The 17,464-nt window shown below is 56.8% G+C and carries 15 protein-coding genes; 7 read left to right on the top strand and 8 right to left on the bottom strand.

The window, feature by feature from the left end; all coding sequences use genetic code 11:
- Nucleotides 1-26 precede the first annotated feature (26 nt).
- Nucleotides 27-2,261 (top strand): prepilin-type N-terminal cleavage/methylation domain-containing protein, encoded by a 2,235-nt coding sequence (locus tag SH139x_RS07325; RefSeq protein ID WP_488354621.1) that lies wholly within the window; start codon nucleotides 27-29, stop codon nucleotides 2,259-2,261.
- A gap of 377 nt (nucleotides 2,262-2,638) precedes the next feature.
- On the opposite strand, the gene SH139x_RS07320 is transcribed toward SH139x_RS07325, so the two are convergent.
- On the bottom strand, nucleotides 2,639-3,856 hold the full coding sequence (locus tag SH139x_RS07320) for a M16 family metallopeptidase (protein WP_488354620.1): 1,218 nt from the start codon (nucleotides 3,854-3,856) through the stop codon (nucleotides 2,639-2,641).
- Between the two features lie 3 nt (nucleotides 3,857-3,859).
- Entirely contained in the window at nucleotides 3,860-5,110 is a 1,251-nt protein-coding gene (locus tag SH139x_RS07315; RefSeq protein ID WP_488354619.1) for a M16 family metallopeptidase, read from the bottom strand.
- A gap of 699 nt (nucleotides 5,111-5,809) precedes the next feature.
- Between SH139x_RS07315 and SH139x_RS07310 the strand changes: the two genes are divergently transcribed.
- Entirely contained in the window at nucleotides 5,810-6,502 is a 693-nt protein-coding gene (locus SH139x_RS07310; protein WP_488354618.1) for a transposase, read from the top strand.
- Nucleotides 6,503-6,755: 253 nt separating this feature from the next.
- Here the strand turns inward: SH139x_RS07310 and SH139x_RS07305 are convergent, their stop codons facing one another.
- Nucleotides 6,756-7,313 carry a GNAT family N-acetyltransferase gene (locus SH139x_RS07305; protein ID WP_488354617.1) on the bottom strand — a complete coding sequence of 186 codons (558 nt, stop codon included), beginning with the start codon at nucleotides 7,311-7,313 and terminating at the stop codon, nucleotides 6,756-6,758.
- A gap of 190 nt (nucleotides 7,314-7,503) precedes the next feature.
- On the opposite strand from SH139x_RS07305, the gene miaA reads away from it, so the two are divergent.
- Complete coding sequence (gene miaA / locus SH139x_RS07300; RefSeq protein ID WP_488354616.1) at nucleotides 7,504-8,568, top strand: tRNA (adenosine(37)-N6)-dimethylallyltransferase MiaA; 1,065 nt, start codon at nucleotides 7,504-7,506, stop codon at nucleotides 8,566-8,568.
- A 169-nt stretch (nucleotides 8,569-8,737) separates the two neighbouring features.
- Here the strand turns inward: miaA and SH139x_RS07295 are convergent, their stop codons facing one another.
- Nucleotides 8,738-9,205 (bottom strand): hypothetical protein, encoded by a 468-nt coding sequence (locus SH139x_RS07295; protein WP_488354615.1) that lies wholly within the window; start codon nucleotides 9,203-9,205, stop codon nucleotides 8,738-8,740.
- A gap of 167 nt (nucleotides 9,206-9,372) precedes the next feature.
- On the opposite strand from SH139x_RS07295, the gene SH139x_RS07290 reads away from it, so the two are divergent.
- Nucleotides 9,373-10,293 (top strand): tetratricopeptide repeat protein, encoded by a 921-nt coding sequence (locus SH139x_RS07290; protein ID WP_488354614.1) that lies wholly within the window; start codon nucleotides 9,373-9,375, stop codon nucleotides 10,291-10,293.
- A 369-nt stretch (nucleotides 10,294-10,662) separates the two neighbouring features.
- Nucleotides 10,663-10,914, top strand: coding sequence for a hypothetical protein (locus tag SH139x_RS07285; protein WP_488354613.1), 252 nt, complete (start codon nucleotides 10,663-10,665; stop codon nucleotides 10,912-10,914).
- A gap of 33 nt (nucleotides 10,915-10,947) precedes the next feature.
- Here SH139x_RS07285 and SH139x_RS07280 read toward each other — a convergent pair whose 3' ends face one another.
- The 3 genes from SH139x_RS07280 to SH139x_RS07270 are packed head-to-tail and all read right to left on the bottom strand — an operon-like array spanning nucleotide 10,948 to nucleotide 15,103.
- The gene (locus tag SH139x_RS07280) at nucleotides 10,948-11,922 is read right to left on the bottom strand and encodes a CNNM domain-containing protein (protein ID WP_488354612.1); all 975 of its coding nucleotides are present in this window, start codon (nucleotides 11,920-11,922) and stop codon (nucleotides 10,948-10,950) included.
- On the bottom strand, nucleotides 11,919-13,235 hold the full coding sequence (locus SH139x_RS07275) for a CNNM domain-containing protein (protein ID WP_488354611.1): 1,317 nt from the start codon (nucleotides 13,233-13,235) through the stop codon (nucleotides 11,919-11,921). The genes SH139x_RS07280 and SH139x_RS07275 overlap by 4 nt, the downstream gene beginning before the upstream one ends.
- Before the next feature lie 2 nt (nucleotides 13,236-13,237).
- Entirely contained in the window at nucleotides 13,238-15,103 is a 1,866-nt protein-coding gene (locus SH139x_RS07270) for a hypothetical protein (RefSeq protein WP_488354610.1), read from the bottom strand.
- Nucleotides 15,104-15,387: 284 nt separating this feature from the next.
- On the opposite strand from SH139x_RS07270, the gene SH139x_RS07265 reads away from it, so the two are divergent.
- Together SH139x_RS07265 and SH139x_RS07260 are read left to right on the top strand one after the other, a co-directional pair.
- On the top strand, nucleotides 15,388-15,600 hold the full coding sequence (locus SH139x_RS07265) for a Flp family type IVb pilin (RefSeq protein ID WP_488354609.1): 213 nt from the start codon (nucleotides 15,388-15,390) through the stop codon (nucleotides 15,598-15,600).
- Nucleotides 15,601-15,712: 112 nt separating this feature from the next.
- Nucleotides 15,713-16,252, top strand: a complete 540-nt coding sequence (locus SH139x_RS07260; RefSeq protein ID WP_488354608.1) for a hypothetical protein — start codon at nucleotides 15,713-15,715, stop codon at nucleotides 16,250-16,252.
- On the opposite strand, the gene SH139x_RS07255 is transcribed toward SH139x_RS07260, so the two are convergent.
- Nucleotides 16,249-17,463: a lysophospholipid acyltransferase family protein gene (locus SH139x_RS07255; RefSeq protein ID WP_488354607.1), complete on the bottom strand. Its 1,215-nt coding sequence runs from the start codon at nucleotides 17,461-17,463 to the stop codon at nucleotides 16,249-16,251. The two genes, SH139x_RS07260 and SH139x_RS07255, sit on opposite strands and share 4 nt — an antisense overlap.
- Between the last annotated feature and the right edge of the window lies 1 nt (nucleotide 17,464).

Raw genomic sequence — 17,464 nt, 5'->3', positions numbered from 1 at the left:
AATCAGCGCTCCGGCGAGGAATATCCATGAAGTCAACCACAAACAGTTCACCGCCGCGGGATTGGACTCAATCACGAGGATTTACCATCCTCGAAGTCTTGATCGCAATCACCTTGTCGTTGGTATTGATGCTCTCGCTGACTAGGGCTTTTAAATTCTTAGCGGACCAAATTCGCGAGAATCGGGTCAGGGTTGAGCTCAGCAACCGGGCACAGAACGTCAATCAAATATTGCAAGACGATCTTCGCAACATGACAGTCAAGCTTACACCTCGCGATGCTAACTCCGAGGACGAAGGCTACTTTGTTTATTACGAAGGCCCAGGAACGGACGTAACTTCGGTGATGCTGGGAACTCAAGTCGCAACCTTGGATCCCAGTCCCTATTTTCAAGATAGCCGGTTTGGTGATTTCGACGACTATTTGGCTTTCACGGTTTACAACCCGGAAACACCGTTTCGCGGTGTGGTGCCGAAATACCTGTTGCTCGAGAAACAGGACGAAACCGATGACGGCGTTGGAGACACCATTTTTAATGACTACGACATTCGAAACTTAACGAACGCCCAACTGCAGGATGCTTTAGAGCCGGTAGTCATCTACTCCCATTATGCCGAAATTATCTATTGGCTTGAACCCGAGCATGTGACGCAGGATAGCGTTGATGGGCTGGGAAACTCAGCCTTATCATACACCTACGATGGTTTAGGAAACGTCAACATCCGGGATGCCGATCAAGGAATTGATCGGAACAATAACGAAACGGGTGATGGATATCCGGATCGCTTAACTTTACATCGGCGGGTGTTGCTGATTCGGCCTGACTTAAATCTAACGGCATCACCAGCGAGTCCCATTAATCCCGGTACGGCAGTTTTCCCGGGGACGTTACCACAACTGTCATTTCCCACATCGCAGGGAAATTATGTTTTCATGCAGCCTGATCCTTGGCCCAGCGACGCAACGGCAAACCCGCTGCCGCGGATCATCCGCACCGGGGGCGAAGGGAATGACCAACGCAACCGAAGTTGGCAGATCGGGATGGCGCCCATTCATCAACAGTGCGACTTGTCGGTTCGCTGGGTGCTCGACCCTGCAACCGGAGTGCCAACTTCCCGGGTAGCCGCGAACTCCTTGGCGGATTTGACTCAGCCCCACAACCGCTTTGCGCACGTTCGCGTGCCGGCGGCGACGCTCGGCTTTACCAATCCGCCTTTCAACGGGTTTTCGTCGATGCCGGTGCTGGCCGTTGGTTCGCAACTGCCACACTTCGAATATGCCCTGCGTTTTGTCGACAGAGTTACAGTCACGGACTTTTGTCCGTCGCTGACTAACTACTTTCGAACACCGCCCAATCCGCCATTTCAAGCATTTAACGGGTTTCTACGCCCCGAATTTGCCTTGGGCATGGATCTTACCCACACCGAAGTACCGACCAATTTTTGGGGACGTGAACGATTGGGAGAAGATATTCTCAGCGCCTCGATCCTTGGTTTTGATGTACAGACCTTCGACCAACTGGCGTTAGTTGCCAATCATCCAGGCCCCGACGGACAACCTGGCTCGGCGGGAGTGGGTGGCGTAGGGGCGCCCAACTCGGACGACCTAGTCGTGTCACCCAACGATCCGCTGTTCTTCGAAATCGCGAGAGCAGCCGGTACCTTGAGTGTCGCTTCACGGGGTGCTTACGTTGACCTTGCTTATGATCGCTTGCCAGGTGGAACCGTTCGCAACGCGCTTCTCGACCTAAGACCAACCGCTTTCTCTCAAAATACAACCCCGCCAGTCCCGGCCCTAGATCGCGGAAATCGTTTGCAGTCTCAATTCAGCTTATGGCGAGAAGTTAACGCAGTCACAAATTTCCTACCTGATGAGATGCTTAAATCAGGCAAGCTGTTGACAGACAACCGCGGTCGTGTTCGGTTGTTTCAACCCACTTATGATACTTTCACGGTTGATTACGAAACGGACGGTTTCCATCAACGTGATTTAAATGGGTTATTCCCGGCAACACGGCAAGGAACGGCTTGGTTTTTTCCTCATCCAAGTCTCACGGCCTTCACCGATTTAGGTTCCGATGGACTCGACTTTAGCCCTGGCCAAATTCAATACGGTAACGTGGGAACTGACGATCCGAGCGAGCAAGAAACGACAGCTCCGTTTGCCGCGCCCGCTTCGGCGATTCGCGTTCGACTAAGAATTATCGACGAAAATTCGGGGACTACGACTCAGCAAGCTGTGACGAGTAATTCGGATTTTTGAGTTCCAGGTGGCTTTGTAGAACTGCTGTCCTCAGCTGTTTGTTTTGTAGAACCGCTGTCCTCAGCTGTTTGTTTTGTAGAACTGCTGTCCCCAGCTGTTTGTTTTGTAGAACCGCTGTCCCAGCTGTTTGCTTTGGAGAACTGCTGTCCCAGCTGTTTGTTTTGTAGAACCGCTGTCCTCAGCTGTTTGTTTGTAGAACCGCTGTCCCCAGCTGTTTGCTTTGTAGAACTGCTGTCCTCAGCTGTTTGTTTTGTAGAACCGCTGTCCCCAGCTGTTTGTGGACCCGCAAGCGATTGGGGACAATCGCTCTACACTGGGCAGACCCGCAAGCGATTGGGGACAATCGCTCTACATTGGGGACAACCGCTCTACAATGACTATTCGACTTGGACTTCGGTTCTGGCGGTTAGCGAATAAGTTTCGATCACTCGGCGGATGTCGTCACAGGTCACTTGACGGTATCGCTCGATGACTTCGTCGAGCGGTTCGTGGACGCCTCGAGTGAGCCAGGCGTTACCGATCGAGAACATCCGGCTGCTGGGACGCTCACTCCGCAATACCAGGCTGGCGGTCGCTTTGTTGATCGACTGTTGCAACTCCGATGGCTCGACCCCTTCGTCTTGAATGCGGGCCAAAATCTTATCGACTAAGTTCAAATTCGAACTCATATCCTCGGGCGAGCCGACGACGTACTGGAACAACAACCCACAGTCGTCAAACTCTTGTGTCCAAGTGGCCGCCATTTCCGCGCGGCCGCTGTCGATCAGTTCCCAAAATAAGCGACTACCCGAGTCGTCGCCGATGATCGAGCCGAGCATCCGCATCGGATAACGATCCGGGTCGCTGGCCCCGGGGGCAGCCCCCAGCCGGATCGTGTATGCCTGAGCGGTCTCGGGCGCAGTAACAGTGAATCGCTTGGTCTCGCACAGTGGCACTTGCGGTGGCTGACGCGGAGGACGTGGTGGTTGGATCTCCCAGTGGGCTGTTAATCGCTCGAGATCGCGCACCAAAGCCTCGAAGTCAACATTGCCAGCGGCAGCAAACACCATGCGGCTGGGGCTGTACCAAGTCTGAAAATACTCCCGCATCGAGTCAGGCGAGAGTGACGAGACAGTCTCGACGGTCCCCAACACGCGGCGACCCAACCCGTGATCGCGAAAGTACTCTTCCATGCTGCGCTCAAAAGCACCGAAGGGTGGCTGGTCGTCGTACTTGGCGATCTCTTCAATGATGACTTGACGTTCCGTTTCAAAATCATCCGCGTGCAAAGTGGGCCGCATCATGTCGGTCAGCAGATCGACCAAACGGGCTTGATACTTGGGGAGCACGGTGGCGTAATAAACCGTTTGCTCTTCGCTGGTGTAGGCGTTCGATTGACCACCCAACTCGTCGAGTTCGCGGTTGACTTCGGCGGCGCTACGGCGGGCGGTACCTTTGAACATCATGTGTTCGAGGAAGTGGCTGACCCCGGCGATTTTGTCGTGTTCATCCCGCGCGCCGGCGTTAACGAAATAGCCGAACGAAGCTGTGTAGCCGGCGGGATTGATTTCAGCAACAATCTGCAGCCCGTTATCCAGGGTGACGTGACGAAACATGGGCTATACCTTCAATGGTTCGGGACCGAACGTAACGATTCGCTGGGCGGCTAGGTCAAGTTGTGACCACAGCTCGGCAATGCGTGCGGGAGTGACCGCGTCAACTTGCGCTTCGATCTCAGCCGGTTGCAGCACGCGCCCCAGGTAGTACCAATCGGTAGCCATCGATGAGGCCCGCGAAGCACTCGATTCTTGCTGCATCACCAAGTTGCTTTGGATGCGGACTTTAAAACGTTCCAACTCGTCAAGCTCGACGGTGTCGCCCAGCTGGCGGATTTCTTGCCAAGTGACATCGAGAGTTTCTTGCGCGCGTTCCGGCGTCGTGCCGGCGTAGCCAAAGACGGCCCCCGTGCCGCGGAGCGAGTGCGTGCCGGCGGAGATCGTATAGCACAAGCCCCGCTGCTCGCGGACGCGATCGAACAAGCGACTGCTCATACCGTCGCTGAGCACGCCGAGTGCGGCTCGCAAGGTAAAGTAGTTGGCGTGTTCGTAGGGCAGGGTGGGGAAGGCAAAACCGATATGCGTTTGCTGTGACGGATGGGTGATGTGTTCGTAACCCGCTTGCCCGGCCGCCTGCGGGGGCTCGCCAATCTTTCCCGCCGGCCAACCGGCGAACAGCTCGTGCGCGTGCTCGACCAGGGCATCCCAATCAAATTTTCCGGCGACCGAGAGGATCGCGCCGCTGGGGCGATAGAAGCCTTCATAAAACTCACGGACGTGCTGGCTATCGATGGAGGCGATTCCGGCCGCGTTACCCAGCGGGCTGTGTCCCAGCGGCAGACCATATTGCAACTCCTTGAGCCGCATCATCACGCGTTGCACCGGCTCGTCTTCGCTGGCTCGCAGCTCTTGCAGCGAGACATTGCGAGCGTCTTCCAGCTGATTGGCCGGAATGTGAGGACGCCGCACCACTTCGGTGTACAAATCGAGTGCCGGGAACAACGATTCAGCCGGCATGGAACCGCCGAATACGGTGTGGGCCGTGGTAACCGATGCGGAGCGTTCCATCCCCAGGTTGTCGCTAAGGTTGACGACGTCGCGACTGCTGTGCGGACCAGCACCCCGCTGGACCATTTCGCAGACGATGCTGGCCAAGCCATAACGGTCGGCCGGCTCGAACTGAGTCCCAGCGGGGAGCACCAGGGCAAACGAGGCGGACCGCAACCAGGGCATGGTCTGACCCAAAAGTGTCAGCCCGCAAGGCAAAACGCAGTGGTAAGTGCCAGCATCGCTGGCCGTCGGTTGGTTCGACACAAGGCAGTCAGGGGGCAGGAGTCAGTGAAGGGGAATCCCGCCTAAGAGTTGAAATCGTGCGGCCCCGGCGCACAAGGGGTTGAGTTGGCGGAAGTCCAGGCATCCAACCCCTCCGGGGGAGGGCGGCAAAAGTGTAGAACCGCTGTCCTCAGCTGTTTGTTTGTAGAACCGCTGTCCTCAGCTGTTTGTTTGTAGAACCGCTGTCCCCAGCTGTTTGTTTGTAGAACCGCTGTCCCCAGCTGTTTGCTTTGTAGAACCGCTGTCCCCAGCTGTTTGTTTTGTAGAACCGCTGTCCCAGCTGTTTGCTTTGTAGAACCGCTGTCCTCAGCTGTTTGCTTTGTAGAACCGCTGTCCTCAGCTGTTTGCTTTGTAGAACCGCTGTCCTCAGCTGTTTGTTTTGTAGAACCGCTGTCCCAGCTGTTTGCGGACGCCGCAAGCGATTGGGGACAATCGCTCTACATTGGGTAGACGCTGCAAGCGATTGGGGACAATCGCTCTACATTGGGGGCAATCGCTTAACGTTGAAATCATTCGAGAAATTGGCTTTACCCCCTCTTCCTTTCTGATCTCTGGTCAGAGACAACCTGTACAGATAATTGCTTTAACTTCAAGCGATTTAGGGACAGCCGCTTTGTACTGCCGTTTCCTTGGCTACGGGCGATTTGGGGACAATCGCTCTGCGCTTGCGGAGCTGACATCGTGAACACGTCCAACTTCTCTTTTCAAGCTTTCGATCCAGATGCCGAAGTCCAGGTCAGCGAACGGAACCTGCCCCACTGGTTTCAACCCGGTGTCGCCCTCTTCTTAACTTTTCGCACCCTCGACTCTTTGCCCCGCGAGGTCATTGTGCGCAACGAACGTCAGTTGGCAGAATGGCTAATTGCACACGACTTGCCAATCTCACTCGCGTCCTGGGATTCGAGCTTTGTCTCGCAAGCCGATCAACGCCAGTTAGATAAGTTGTCACCCGCTGACGGGAAACACTTCCGGATATTGAAAGACAAAATGTTTCACCGCACACTCGACCAATGCCACGGAAAATGTGTGCTGCAACAACCAGAACTCGCAAAGATCGTTGCAACGGCTCTATTGCATTATCACGAGCAAGCGTACGACTTGGATTCGTTCGTAATCATGCCGAATCATGTTCACGCGATCGCCCAAATTCGGACCGGTTATGATTTATCCATCGTGGGCCAAAGCTGGATGCGCTACACGGCCAGGTTAATTAATAAACAACTTAACTGTAGCGGCGGATTCTGGCAACCTGAAGCCTTTGATCATCTGATTCGCAGCGATTCACAATTCTGGTACTTGCGTAAATATACTGCCGCAAACCCTGAAGCTTCGCGATTGAATCCAGGACAATATTTGTATTGGAGCTCGAAGTAGAACCGCTGACCTCAGCTGTTTGTTTGTAGAACCGCTGTCCTCAGCTGTTTGCGGACGCCACAAGCGATTGGGGACAATCGCTCTACACTGGGCAGGCACTGCAAGCGATTGGGGACAATCGCTCTACACTGGGCAGGCACTGCAAGCGATTGGGGACAATCGCTCTACACTGGGCAGGCGCTGCAAGCGATTGAGGACAATCGCTCTACATTGGGCAGACCCGCAAGCGATTGAGGACAATCGCTCTACATTGTTAGGCTCCGGCGACTTCGGTCGCTTTGAAGACCGTCTTGGCGTTGTGAAAACCTAATCTTTTGTAGAGCCGCACGGCGGCCGTGTTATCGCTGGTGACTTCCAAATGCATGCGGCGCAAGCCACTGCGGCGAAACCCGTCGATCGCCTGAGCTAGCAAAATGGTGCCCAAGCCGAGCCCCCGGTGGCCGCGAGCCACGCCGAGGTTCTGTAGCGCGCCCCAGTTGTCAGTCTGGATCCCCTGCACAGTCCCCACCGCAGCGGATCGCCCGCCGGCTGGAACATGCCGCAACAACCATGTAGACTCGGGAACAAAAGTCGCTCGCCGGGAAATCTCCCGCATCAAATGCAAACAGCCGTCGCGACGCCCCAAACAGGGAAAGACGTTGGAATCCATCTCACTGTGAAAACTAGCGTACTTGGCTTCGGCATGTTCACGCAGCAAGCCCTCGCCCCAAGGCAGCAGTTGGTATTCATCCGGCAGGGGCGGCACCGAGAAAGAAAGCGGTGACTGGAGATCAAGCTCCATGCGGAAACGTTTGAAATAAGTCAGCGCCATGCTTGCCACAGCCCCAAAACCTTACCGTCTAGTTGATGAACACCAATCCGCGACCCTTAATTCTAGCACCCCCCTGAGGCTCCCTGTTCGCACTTCGATAAAATGCTTAGGATAAGGTCAAAAATTACCCGTAGGGCGGGTCGGGCCTGGAGCCTCAACCTACGAATTTGCTGCACTTAACGTTGGCCCCATGCTCTCGGATCGATCCTTCCCCCCCCTGGTGCACCAATGCTTGTTTCTGACCGGTCCAACTGCGTCCGGCAAATCGGCTGCCAGTTTGACGTTAGCGGAACGTTTGGGGGGAGAAATTCTGTCGCTCGACTCGATCGCCGTTTATCGCGGCATGGATATTGGGACCGCTAAACCGACCGCCGAGCAACGCGCCCGCGTCCCCCATCACCTGCTCGACTTGGCCGACCCCAGCGAAGACTTTAGCATTTCGCGTTATTTGCAAGCTGCCCACGCGGCGGTGACGGCCATCCGCCAGCGAGGCCTGCTGCCAATCTTTGTGGGAGGCACACCCCTGTACCTCAAAGCTCTGCTGCGGGGCTTTTTTGTTGGTCCCCCAGCGGACTGGGCTTTTCGCCAAGCGGTCCAGCAAGACGTCGAACAACACGGCAGCCAAGCGCTCCACAAGCGGCTCGCACAAGTCGACCCGCTGAGCGCTCATCGACTTCATCCCAGTGACGTGCGGCGAATGACACGCGCCCTGGAAGTCGCTCTAGCAACCGGACGCCCGCTGAGCCATTGGCAGATGCAGTATGAAGCCCGCTCGAGCGCCCAGCAATGTGCCGTGCTCGCTCTGCGAATCCCGCGAGACCTGCTGTGGACGCGGATTGACCAGCGGGTAAGCGAGATGTTCGACGCGGGGCTGGTCGGCGAAGTTGAGCAACTCTTGGCTAACGACCCATTAAACCAGCGCGGGCAAACCAGCAGGGGCGAAACATTCTCTGAGGGCGAAACGTTCTCTGCCGGCGAAACATTCTCTGCCGGCCAGCCTGATCGGCCAGCGGCTTTCAGTCGCACGGCCTCCCAGGCGGTCGGTTATCGCGAAGTGCTAGAGATGCTCCGCGGTGAAGCCACATTGGCGGAAACGATCGCCGCGGTCCAGCTGCACACCCGTCAATTGGCAAAAAAGCAGGGCACCTGGCTGCGCAGCTTGAACGAAGTTCGCTTTATTGACGTGCCCGCCGACGGCTCGCCAACCGAACAAATCGCCGCCGCGGTGGCCGAGCAGCTCAAAAACATCCGCTGAACCGCCAGTGGTTTGTCAAGATTGAGAATTCGGGTCCCCTACTTGAGCCGTTTTGGCGCTAGCCACGGTTTTGTCGCATGAACCGTGGCTAGCGCCAAAACGGCTAAGCCTCAAACTGAACTCTGACAAACCACTAGTTTTCCGCTGACTGTTAGCAAGGCGTCGAGGATTAATCCTCCAGCGAATCGCGGAGGCTCTTTAGCATCGCCGCGAAAACCGGTTCGAGCGTTTCAAAATCGCGACTTTCTCCTTGGATTTGCACTAACAAAGCGTCGCCTTGATGGACGATTGTTAGCAGGCGGGCGGTGATCAGCAAATCGAGCACGTAGAAGCTGAGATCGGCTCCGGCCTCACTGCTTGGATCGAGCACGCCGGCCGTTTCGGGTTGGCTTGCCAAGGCGCCGCAAGGCTCGATTTCCAGGTTGTCGTATTCGTCTCGCATCGCCGAGATCGCCTCGTCGACAACTTGCTGAGGATCGGTCAAGCCGGGATAACGATTCAGCGAAAAAAAGGCCCCCTGAGGAGTCTCCAAGGTCACCCCGCCGGCAGTAGCCTTGCCTGGCTCGACTTGCTCGCTGATGGTCCAATTTTCCGGGTAGAGAAAATGGACCCCCAAACCTTTGAATGTACCGGGCATAGCAACTTGATGGAGGGGAAGGGAAGTCGTGGGCCGGGAGGCAGCAGTCGCGGAGCGGCAGCCAACGCAAAGATATCGCGGCAAAGCTGCGAAATCGACCCCGTTCTGACTTGAACGATAGAGGGCAGATTTGCTAAACGTGCGAATGATATGGGTGCGTTAAACCGATGGGCACAGTAAACCCGCAGCGTCAACGATTTGCAACCTGGAGACCGGGCATTGCTTGGTTGGTGGTGAGTCTTGCGCTGTGGTCGAGCGGATGTCGGGCAATCCGCCAACATGTCGATAGCCGTCAAAGCATCGCGGCCAGAAAAGTTTCCCGGCTAGGCTTGGAAGCGATGCACGAGCAGCGATGGAGCGAAGCGGAACGACAGTTCAACGCCGCTTTGGAGCTAAATCAAGCCGACGACCGGGCCCACTGGGGGTTATCCGAGGCGCTCTGGCAACGTGGTGAGCGGGGCGAGGCGATCACCCACATGGAACAAGCTGTGCGGCTCAGCGGGAGCGATCCGCAGTTGGTTGTGCGACTGGGGCGGATGTATCTAGAAGTCGGCCGCATTGATGATGCGGCGGAAAAGTCACAGGAATCTCTGCATGGTGGACGCGAATTTGCCGCCACTTGGGCCCTGCAGGGGGACGTGATGTCGGCTCTGGGGCAAGATTCCCAAGCCCTAGCCGCTTATCACCGAGCATTGGTGCTGGAGGCCAACTCGCCGGAGGTACATGTGGCGATTGCCGAACTATACAACCGGCAAGGCCGTTATGATCGGTTGTTGGCGACGCTCGATTGCCTGGAAGAAAACGTCGAACTGAATGCGTGCCCCATCCGAGTGCAATATTTACGTGGCTTGGCAATGCATGAAATGGGCCGCCCGCGAGAAGCGGTGGCTTGTTTTGAAGCAGTCGTCGAGCACAATCCGCACGATCCGCAAGCATTGGTGATGCTGGCGCAGTCGCAACTGGAGACTGGCAACATGGCCGGCGCGCGGCAAGCGATTGAGCGGGCCTTGCAATTGGACGCCAATAGCCCAGCGGCCCGCGCGGTTGTGGCTCATATGCAGCAATTGGAAATGCCGCTTGCGAGGTAGGCCGGCAGCCAGTGGCGGCAAGCCGCTGGCAATAAATTGCCTTGTTATTGCCGTGTTCATGACATCTTATTGCCGTGTTATTACTGGCGATTCACCGGCGGCACGCCGTGTGCATTGAGCAGCAAACGCCGATCTGAAAGTTTCAACGGTCCGTTTGCAGCCAGCTTGCACAGCGCCAGCGATCAGAGAGTGATTTCCTCAATTTGATTTGCTTCCAGCGTTTCTGAGAGCTAGGGTTCAATTGTGTTGGGACGCCCTCTTATCGTGTCAGGATGCTTACCCATGGCAGGGAACTGCGGTTTGCAAAACGGAATTGAATCGTCAATACCGCATCCTTTTCTGTAGCGTGTTTTTTAGTCAGGATTATCAATGCAATCATCTCCTGCCATCCCGCTGAATGCAAACCTGTCCGGTTCCGCTTTTGTCGATCGCCGCGCGCAGGTCGCCGCACCCGCGAACAAAGAACGTCGCCAATTCTCCAGCACTCACGCCGGTCTCTCGCCGGAAGCCCGTGAATTGGCCTTAGCGATCGATGGCTACAAACTGGAACACCGCCGCCGCTACATCACCTTTGAAGAAATGCTGCAGGTGATCAAGGACTTGGGTTACAGCAAGACCTAATTCCTTGGCGAGTCAAGCCGAGATGAGCTAAAGCTAGGCAGTCAGCGGGGCCATTAGCGGCTGCAGCAATTGCCGGCGGGTGACGACCGATTTTAAGTTCAGATCGCGACTTACCAGGATCGCCACATCCGACTCACTTTCGCACATTTCCAACAACACCGAAAAGTGCTTTTGATCAGCCGAGCCTCGCAGCACGGACAATAACGTGGGTGGCTGTTCGTCGGTCGCGGTAACCAAATCGGCATACCAGTAGTATCCGATTATCTGGCCACGGGAACGAACCAGGACAATCGGATGCCCTTGACGCCTAGCCGCACTGCGGGCGGCGGCTAGACCGGCCGGCGTATCGGCTTGCTGATTCACCACCGGTAATCGATCCGGGGAGACGCCAAAGCGAATCGCTGGCTGATTGCCAATTTGGAATACGTTCTGCGCTAGCACCCGCTGGGCGCCGGAAAGCAAGCCGGCCTCTTGCCCCTCGCGCAGCACCTGCTCCAATTCGCTCCGCGCCATCCCCAACCGCACTCGGAACGGGGGTTCGCCGGTAATCAAGCTGAGCACATGCCCGAGCAACCCCAAAGCTACCGTCAAGGGAAACAGGATTACGGTGAAAATCAGAAAAGGACCGCCGGTAATTTTCAACAACCGGTGGGGCGCGTGGAAAAACAAATACTTCGGTAACAACTCACCAAACACAAATACGAAGGGGGTCAAAAAGACCGGGCCCAACAACTCGGCAGTCTCACCACCGCCGGGCCAAACCGCAGCCGTCCCCAGCACGATCGCTAGACTGACCATGTAATTGGCCACATTGTTACCGACCAAAGTTGTGGCCACAAACAGGGCTGGATTATTGAGCAACCACACTAAGCCGCGGGCGATGCGACTGCCAGATAAACCATCCAGCACCAAGCGAATGCGTGGCACCCGATACATGCCGGTTTCACTGCCGCTGAAAAAAGCGCTGAGTGCCATGCCGATGGCAAAACAGATGAGGGCAAACGTCATGAGCCGCCCTCCTCGACAACGTGTTGCCGCACCTCGATCAAGACTTGCCGACGTCGCTCGACCGCGCGCCCACCGGCTGAGGTTTCCTCGTCACCGCGGGAGTCGGTCTGCGTCTCCCCCGCCTCGACGACTTGGAAATCGAACCCTTCCCATTGGCAGGTATCACCGGGACGCGGAAATCGCTCGTTGGCCTCCTGCATCATGCCGGCCACCGTCACGCTGCGGCCCTCCGGCGGAGTGGCTCCCAAGTACTCAGCCAACCGCCGCACGCTCATCATCCCGCTGACTCGCCAGACTCCTTCAGCAAGTTGTTCGAAATGAGCCTGAGCACCACTTTCCGGCGGCCGTCCGGGGTGCAAGCGGAGGATGCCTTCGAGGATCATCTCCAGCGTCAGCACGCCGACCGTTTCACCATATTCATTAACCACGCCGGCAACTTGACGCTCCGCCGCTTCGAGTGCATCGAAGGCGGTGGCCACGTTGGCTGACCAGGGAACGAAGATCACGCTCTCCACACACGCGGCCAGATCGTCCATCTGACTCGGCCGCAAGCGGCGAACGGCAATCGAGCCGACAATCTCGTCGCTCTCCGGCTCGGCAATCATCACATAACCCGAGGGTGAAGTCCCGCCAGCGATTGCTTGCGGCGTGATCGGGCCCCGATGAAGCTGCAAGAAACTCCGCGGCACCATCCATTCATCGACGCGGGTCGTCGCCAGTTGCACCAATTGGCGAAGCGCGGCACGCTCCCGCGCCGCCAGCGCCGCGTCTCCCGTGCCCAATTCGATGGCTCGCTCGATGTCGGCAACTTCGAGATCCCGCTCCGGCTTGAAACTTGGCCAGATCAGTCGCCGTGCGACGGTGTTGGAAATGCGGACCAACGGCAAAATGGGCGTCAACACTTTCACCGCGATCGCCAGCGGTGGTCCAGCCAAACGGGCAAACCGCATGGGACTCAGCACGGCAATACTCTTGGGTAACATCTCGCTGAAGAAAATGATGCTGACCAGGCTGAGAATCGTAAAGGCGGCAACCTGAGCCGTGCCGAGTGACTCCAGCTTGGCGCCCACAATCGAGGCGATGGCAAAGTAAGTCATGTTGACCAACAGGTTCCAGAACAGAACCGTCGACAGCAACGTCTCCGGGTCATTCAGCAAACGCACCGCCACACGGCCACCCAAGGGACCACGCGCCAGCGCGCGGCGATCTCGCGTTCGCAAGGAAAACAAGGCCGCTTCGGAACCACTGAAGAAAGCACTGACCAAAATCAACGCCAGCATTGGCGCCAACCAGGGCAGGATCACCTGCCACATGCTCAGGCTCCTTCCTCACCGCGTCCAGCACCATGATGATCGGCGACGTCAAACTCACTCAAAGCGGGGATCAACATCGCCGCCGTAGCAAAGCCGTAGCCAACCAAAATCGTGGCGGCCACCGGCGCATGATCTTGCTGTAACAAAAATTGAGTGATCGCGTAATAAGTCACCATCGGCAAGGCAATCGATGCGGCAAAGATGGCGCTGGAGGGATTCCGCCAACCAATGGCAGCGTACAAAGCGGCACCACCACCGAGAATGATAATCAAAAATGGAGCTAACTGCAGCTGGAACGCGCCCCGGAAACTGACCATGATCACCATGCAAATCGCAATGCCCACGCAGAGAAAAAAGACCGTCCCCAAACTGACCAACGTGGCTGTGCGACCTGCCGCATAAGTCAATCCACAGTGCACGCCCAGCATGGTGACAAAGATGTATAAGACACAGCCCGCCAACAGGGCAAACACCATACTCTCGACCGTGATCACGCTGGTCGTCGAGAGATAAATGGTCAACCCCAAAGGTAACAGAATCATCTCCTTGGTGACGTACAGTACGCCCAATAATTTGCCAAAGATAAATTCGCGTGGTGACAAATCGGTGACCAGCAACAAATCAATCGCCAACACATCGCGTTCGCTGGTGATCGAATTGACCGCCAAAGCGTTGACGATCACTAAACTGATCACCAAGATCGAAGCCATCGGTAAGGTGGCCGCCGGCAGCGCCCGACCGCTGACCTCTGGACGCTCCACGGCAACGCCCGTTTGCACCAAATTCCAAACCGTGGCGGCAACCAGGGCGAACAACAAGAAATAAGCCAAGCGGATCACGAAGATCTTGCTGCCGTAAGCTCGCGTCCGCATCTCCCGCCACAATATTGGATTATCCCAAACTCGCCGCGGCTTGCGGACTCGCCAGCTGGCAGCCGCCTGTTCCGCCGCAACGGGCTCACCGGCAACGGGCTCAGCGGCAACCGAATCAGCGGGGGAATGTCCGGAACCCATGCCGAGTGCCGCCGCGCCGGGTGCCGCTGGAACGGGTGCGACAAACGTGCCGCGAACTTCGCGGGAAGGATTCCAGCGGCGGACTTGACGGATGCCCCAGCCAGAAATGGCGGCAGCCAACAGCAGGGTGACGACCGCATAGGCGATGGCGGGACGTAAGCCGGCGAAACTAGCACTTTCCAACGGCTGGGCGGCGGCCATCAGCGCGCGGGCGGGACTGAACAGGCCGGCCAGCCCCGAGCCTTGCGCCGCGGAAAGACCAGGCAACACACCGGCGGCGACGATTTCCCAGCAGCCTAACCAGAGCGTGATCGTCAACAAAGTAACGGCGATCGTCTGAAAACTTTTCTCCCGCCACAGACCGACCACGGTGCCGACGCTGGCCGCTGCCACAATCGTCGCGAAGGTAACCAAGTAAACATCGCCCACCTGCCGCGGTGACACGCCGCCGAACAAGGTGAGGGCCAAGAACAAGGGCAGGGCGGCGGCTAACATCGTCAACACACCGAGCAGGCTGGCGGTCAGTTTACCAACGACCAGCTCAAAGCCGGTGATGCGCGTCAGCAGCAGCAAAATCAAAGTGCGGCGGTCCTTTTCCTGTGCCACGCTGCTGGCGGCCGTGACGGCTGCTTGAAACCCCAAGATCAACAGTTGCAGAGGGGCTAAGAGCAGGAACATCCACCCCCCAAATTTAGCCAAATCGCTCGAAGTCCGCAGCGGCTGCGTACCGGCTAACACCAAATAACCGGTGCAAAGCAGCAGGAACAGGCTCAATACGTAGAGGGCTCGCGCCAAATAAGTACGAGTACGTCGCGGGGAAACGACCGCTTCTCGGGCAAATACGGGACCGAACATGAACGAGCTGGGAGTGGAGTAGCGGGTGGTAAGATGCGGAACCGCACCGCATGAGACTACCACTTACTCAGCATGCTTCAAATAGTGGCAGGTACAACTGGTAATTTCGGTAAAGTCGGCAACCGAGGGTGGTGACCTAGCTCACGATTTTCGCAGTGGATAACGCCTCAAGCGAATTTGCAGCCTACAGTTCACTAAGTCAGGAGGTGCTTTCCTCGCAGTGACGCTATGCAGACGATTCAGGGAGCATTTGCCCCCGGTATCACATTTCCCGTGGATCAACAATGAGCTGGAACCGCACTCTGGACATAGTCGCATATGTCTATCGCCAAGGCCGCTCCTTAATTTCCGAAGAGGACGGACCCACCGCGGTCGAATACGCTGTCATGCTCGCACTGATCATCGGGGTCTGCGCTTCGGCCGTTACCACGCTCGCCGACTCGCTGCGGGGAAATCTAGATAATTCTGCTGACGCCATTATCAACGCGTCGAACTAGCCTGCTCGAGCAAAAAGCCAGATCGAGCAAAAAGCCAGATCGCTGCAAGAGACCTCTGCTGCCCACCGGCATTGCCCGCCGACGCGTCTGCTGCCCCCCGGAGCTCAACGAAGTGCCCGCCCCACTGCCTAAAGATTCTCCCCAAAATTCCACAGCGGTCGCCAGCGAATCTGAGACCAAAGAAGCGTCCGCCGCGGCGGGTGCCAAACCGCTGGTGATTGAACCAAAGATCCAGTGGACTTTGGCGATCCGCACGATCATACACTGGGTCGCCTGCGTGACCTATTTCGCGGTCGTGCTATTTTTCACTCAGATGCTGTACGACCCAGAGCAATCCTTCTGGGAACATGTTCGCGCTTATACTTTTGATGCCCTGCATTGGCTGCCGGCAATCCTGTTGCTGTTGCCGCTAGTTGTCTACGACACGTTGCGAGTCAGCCAACGGATTGTCACGCCAGTGCTGCAAGTTCAAGCCGGTTTGGCGGAGTTAGTTCAAGATCAAAAGTCGGCTCAGCTGGAGATCGCCGAAGAGAATTACTTTCCGGAATTGCTCAGCCATTTCAACCAAGTCCGCGGGATGGTCGGCAACGCTCAGCCGGAAGAATTGTCCGACGAGGAAGCCGAGATGGAACTCGACGCCCTGTTGGCTTAAGACACCGGATTCGCTTCGCTGGCCAAACGCCCGAGCATACTTTCCAAGCTGTTCCGCAGCTCGACAAGAAAGGGATCAACCTCGCCGCGCGGCGGCCGCTGGTCCTTGACCACCAACGGTTCGGCGACTTCGATCACTGCGTGCAGCGGGCAGGGCAGGGTACTGCGTCCAAGCAATCCTTCTTGCATCCTTTCCAGCGTCTCCATCACGCGCGTATCCGTCGCCCGCTCCGTACTTAAGTAATCAGCCGGATAGGCATCGAGTTGTTGCGCAATATCGATGCGAGCGGCCAAGTCACGCAAATGTCGCTTGGCCGATTCGCTGGTTTCCGGTTGCAACAACTGTCCAACCAAGCGAGTTCGGCAAGCGCGAACGCGGTTCAGCACTGGCTCCTGTTGGTCATGCTGTAGCTTCAGTTGATCTTCGGTGCTGGTCAGCAGAAACTCCATCAAACGATCGCGACGTTGATAGAAATCGCCCGCTTGCGGCCCCCTCAAGTACTCAACCTCTTTCAAGCAGAGCAGGCCCTCGGCCACGCGAGCGATTCGCGACAACATCGCTTCGCCGCTGTGATTTCGCCAACCGAGTCGCGTTTCAATGGTGTCCAATGCTTGATCGGCCCAAGCGTCGATATCGCCGCGAAACAAGTATTTGATGGCGATCGGATGGACGACGACTGGCCCGGCACCTTGCTTGGCTCGCCGGCGCGCCGCGGTGCGGGCCATGAAGGCCACGCCGTCGAGCAGCGGTTGTACGCGATCGTTGGTTCGATTTGTGGTTCCCTCGGGAAACACAATCAAGGGACGTCGCGCTTCCTGCAAAATCTTGATCGCCAATTCGAGAGATTGACGGTCCAAGCCTTCCCGCCAAATACTAAATCCGCCCATCTTGGGAATCGAAAAGCGATCGAACCAGTGCTTATTGAACAAGTGCCAAGAGGCCATCGCGAACACGTGGCGGCCGACTTCGCGGGAGAGCCAGCCCATGACTAAGGGATCGGCGTAGCGGCAATGATTTGGCGCCAACAGAATCCCGTGACCCGCTTGCAATGATTCGCGGAGCCGATCGAGATGCCGGCACTCGTAGGAAACCACGCCCTCTTTCTTACGCAAGTACCAATCAACCAACCTTAACCGTTGAATCAGACTCGGCCATAAATTTCCAAAACTGGGCGGGACAAAGGTATAAGGTTTTTCAACGACGACGCTCATG

Origin of the sequence: Kothea flammea (assembly GCF_052161645.1) — a bacterium.
Classification (GTDB): Bacteria; Planctomycetota; Planctomycetia; order Pirellulales; family Pirellulaceae; genus Laterigemmans.
Note: the sequence above shows the minus strand (reverse complement) of the source record. Positions and strands in the feature narration are given on the sequence as shown.

Excerpts from the sequence above, each read along its gene's own strand:
- SH139x_RS07325 (WP_488354621.1), top strand. The coding sequence starts at position 27 with ATGAAGTCAACCACAAACAGTTCACCGCCGCGGGATTGGACTCAATCA.
- SH139x_RS07320 (WP_488354620.1), bottom strand. The coding sequence starts at position 3,856 with ATGTTTCGTCACGTCACCCTGGATAACGGGCTGCAGATTGTTGCTGAA.
- SH139x_RS07305 (WP_488354617.1), bottom strand. The coding sequence starts at position 7,313 with ATGGCGCTGACTTATTTCAAACGTTTCCGCATGGAGCTTGATCTCCAG.
- miaA (WP_488354616.1), top strand. The coding sequence starts at position 7,504 with ATGCTCTCGGATCGATCCTTCCCCCCCCTGGTGCACCAATGCTTGTTT.
- SH139x_RS07295 (WP_488354615.1), bottom strand. The coding sequence starts at position 9,205 with ATGCCCGGTACATTCAAAGGTTTGGGGGTCCATTTTCTCTACCCGGAA.
- SH139x_RS07290 (WP_488354614.1), top strand. The coding sequence starts at position 9,373 with ATGGGCACAGTAAACCCGCAGCGTCAACGATTTGCAACCTGGAGACCG.
- SH139x_RS07285 (WP_488354613.1), top strand. The coding sequence starts at position 10,663 with ATGCAATCATCTCCTGCCATCCCGCTGAATGCAAACCTGTCCGGTTCC.
- SH139x_RS07280 (WP_488354612.1), bottom strand. The coding sequence starts at position 11,922 with ATGACGTTTGCCCTCATCTGTTTTGCCATCGGCATGGCACTCAGCGCT.
- SH139x_RS07275 (WP_488354611.1), bottom strand. The coding sequence starts at position 13,235 with ATGTGGCAGGTGATCCTGCCCTGGTTGGCGCCAATGCTGGCGTTGATT.
- SH139x_RS07270 (WP_488354610.1), bottom strand. The coding sequence starts at position 15,103 with ATGTTCGGTCCCGTATTTGCCCGAGAAGCGGTCGTTTCCCCGCGACGT.
- SH139x_RS07265 (WP_488354609.1), top strand. The coding sequence starts at position 15,388 with ATGAGCTGGAACCGCACTCTGGACATAGTCGCATATGTCTATCGCCAA.
- SH139x_RS07255 (WP_488354607.1), bottom strand. The coding sequence starts at position 17,463 with ATGAGCGTCGTCGTTGAAAAACCTTATACCTTTGTCCCGCCCAGTTTT.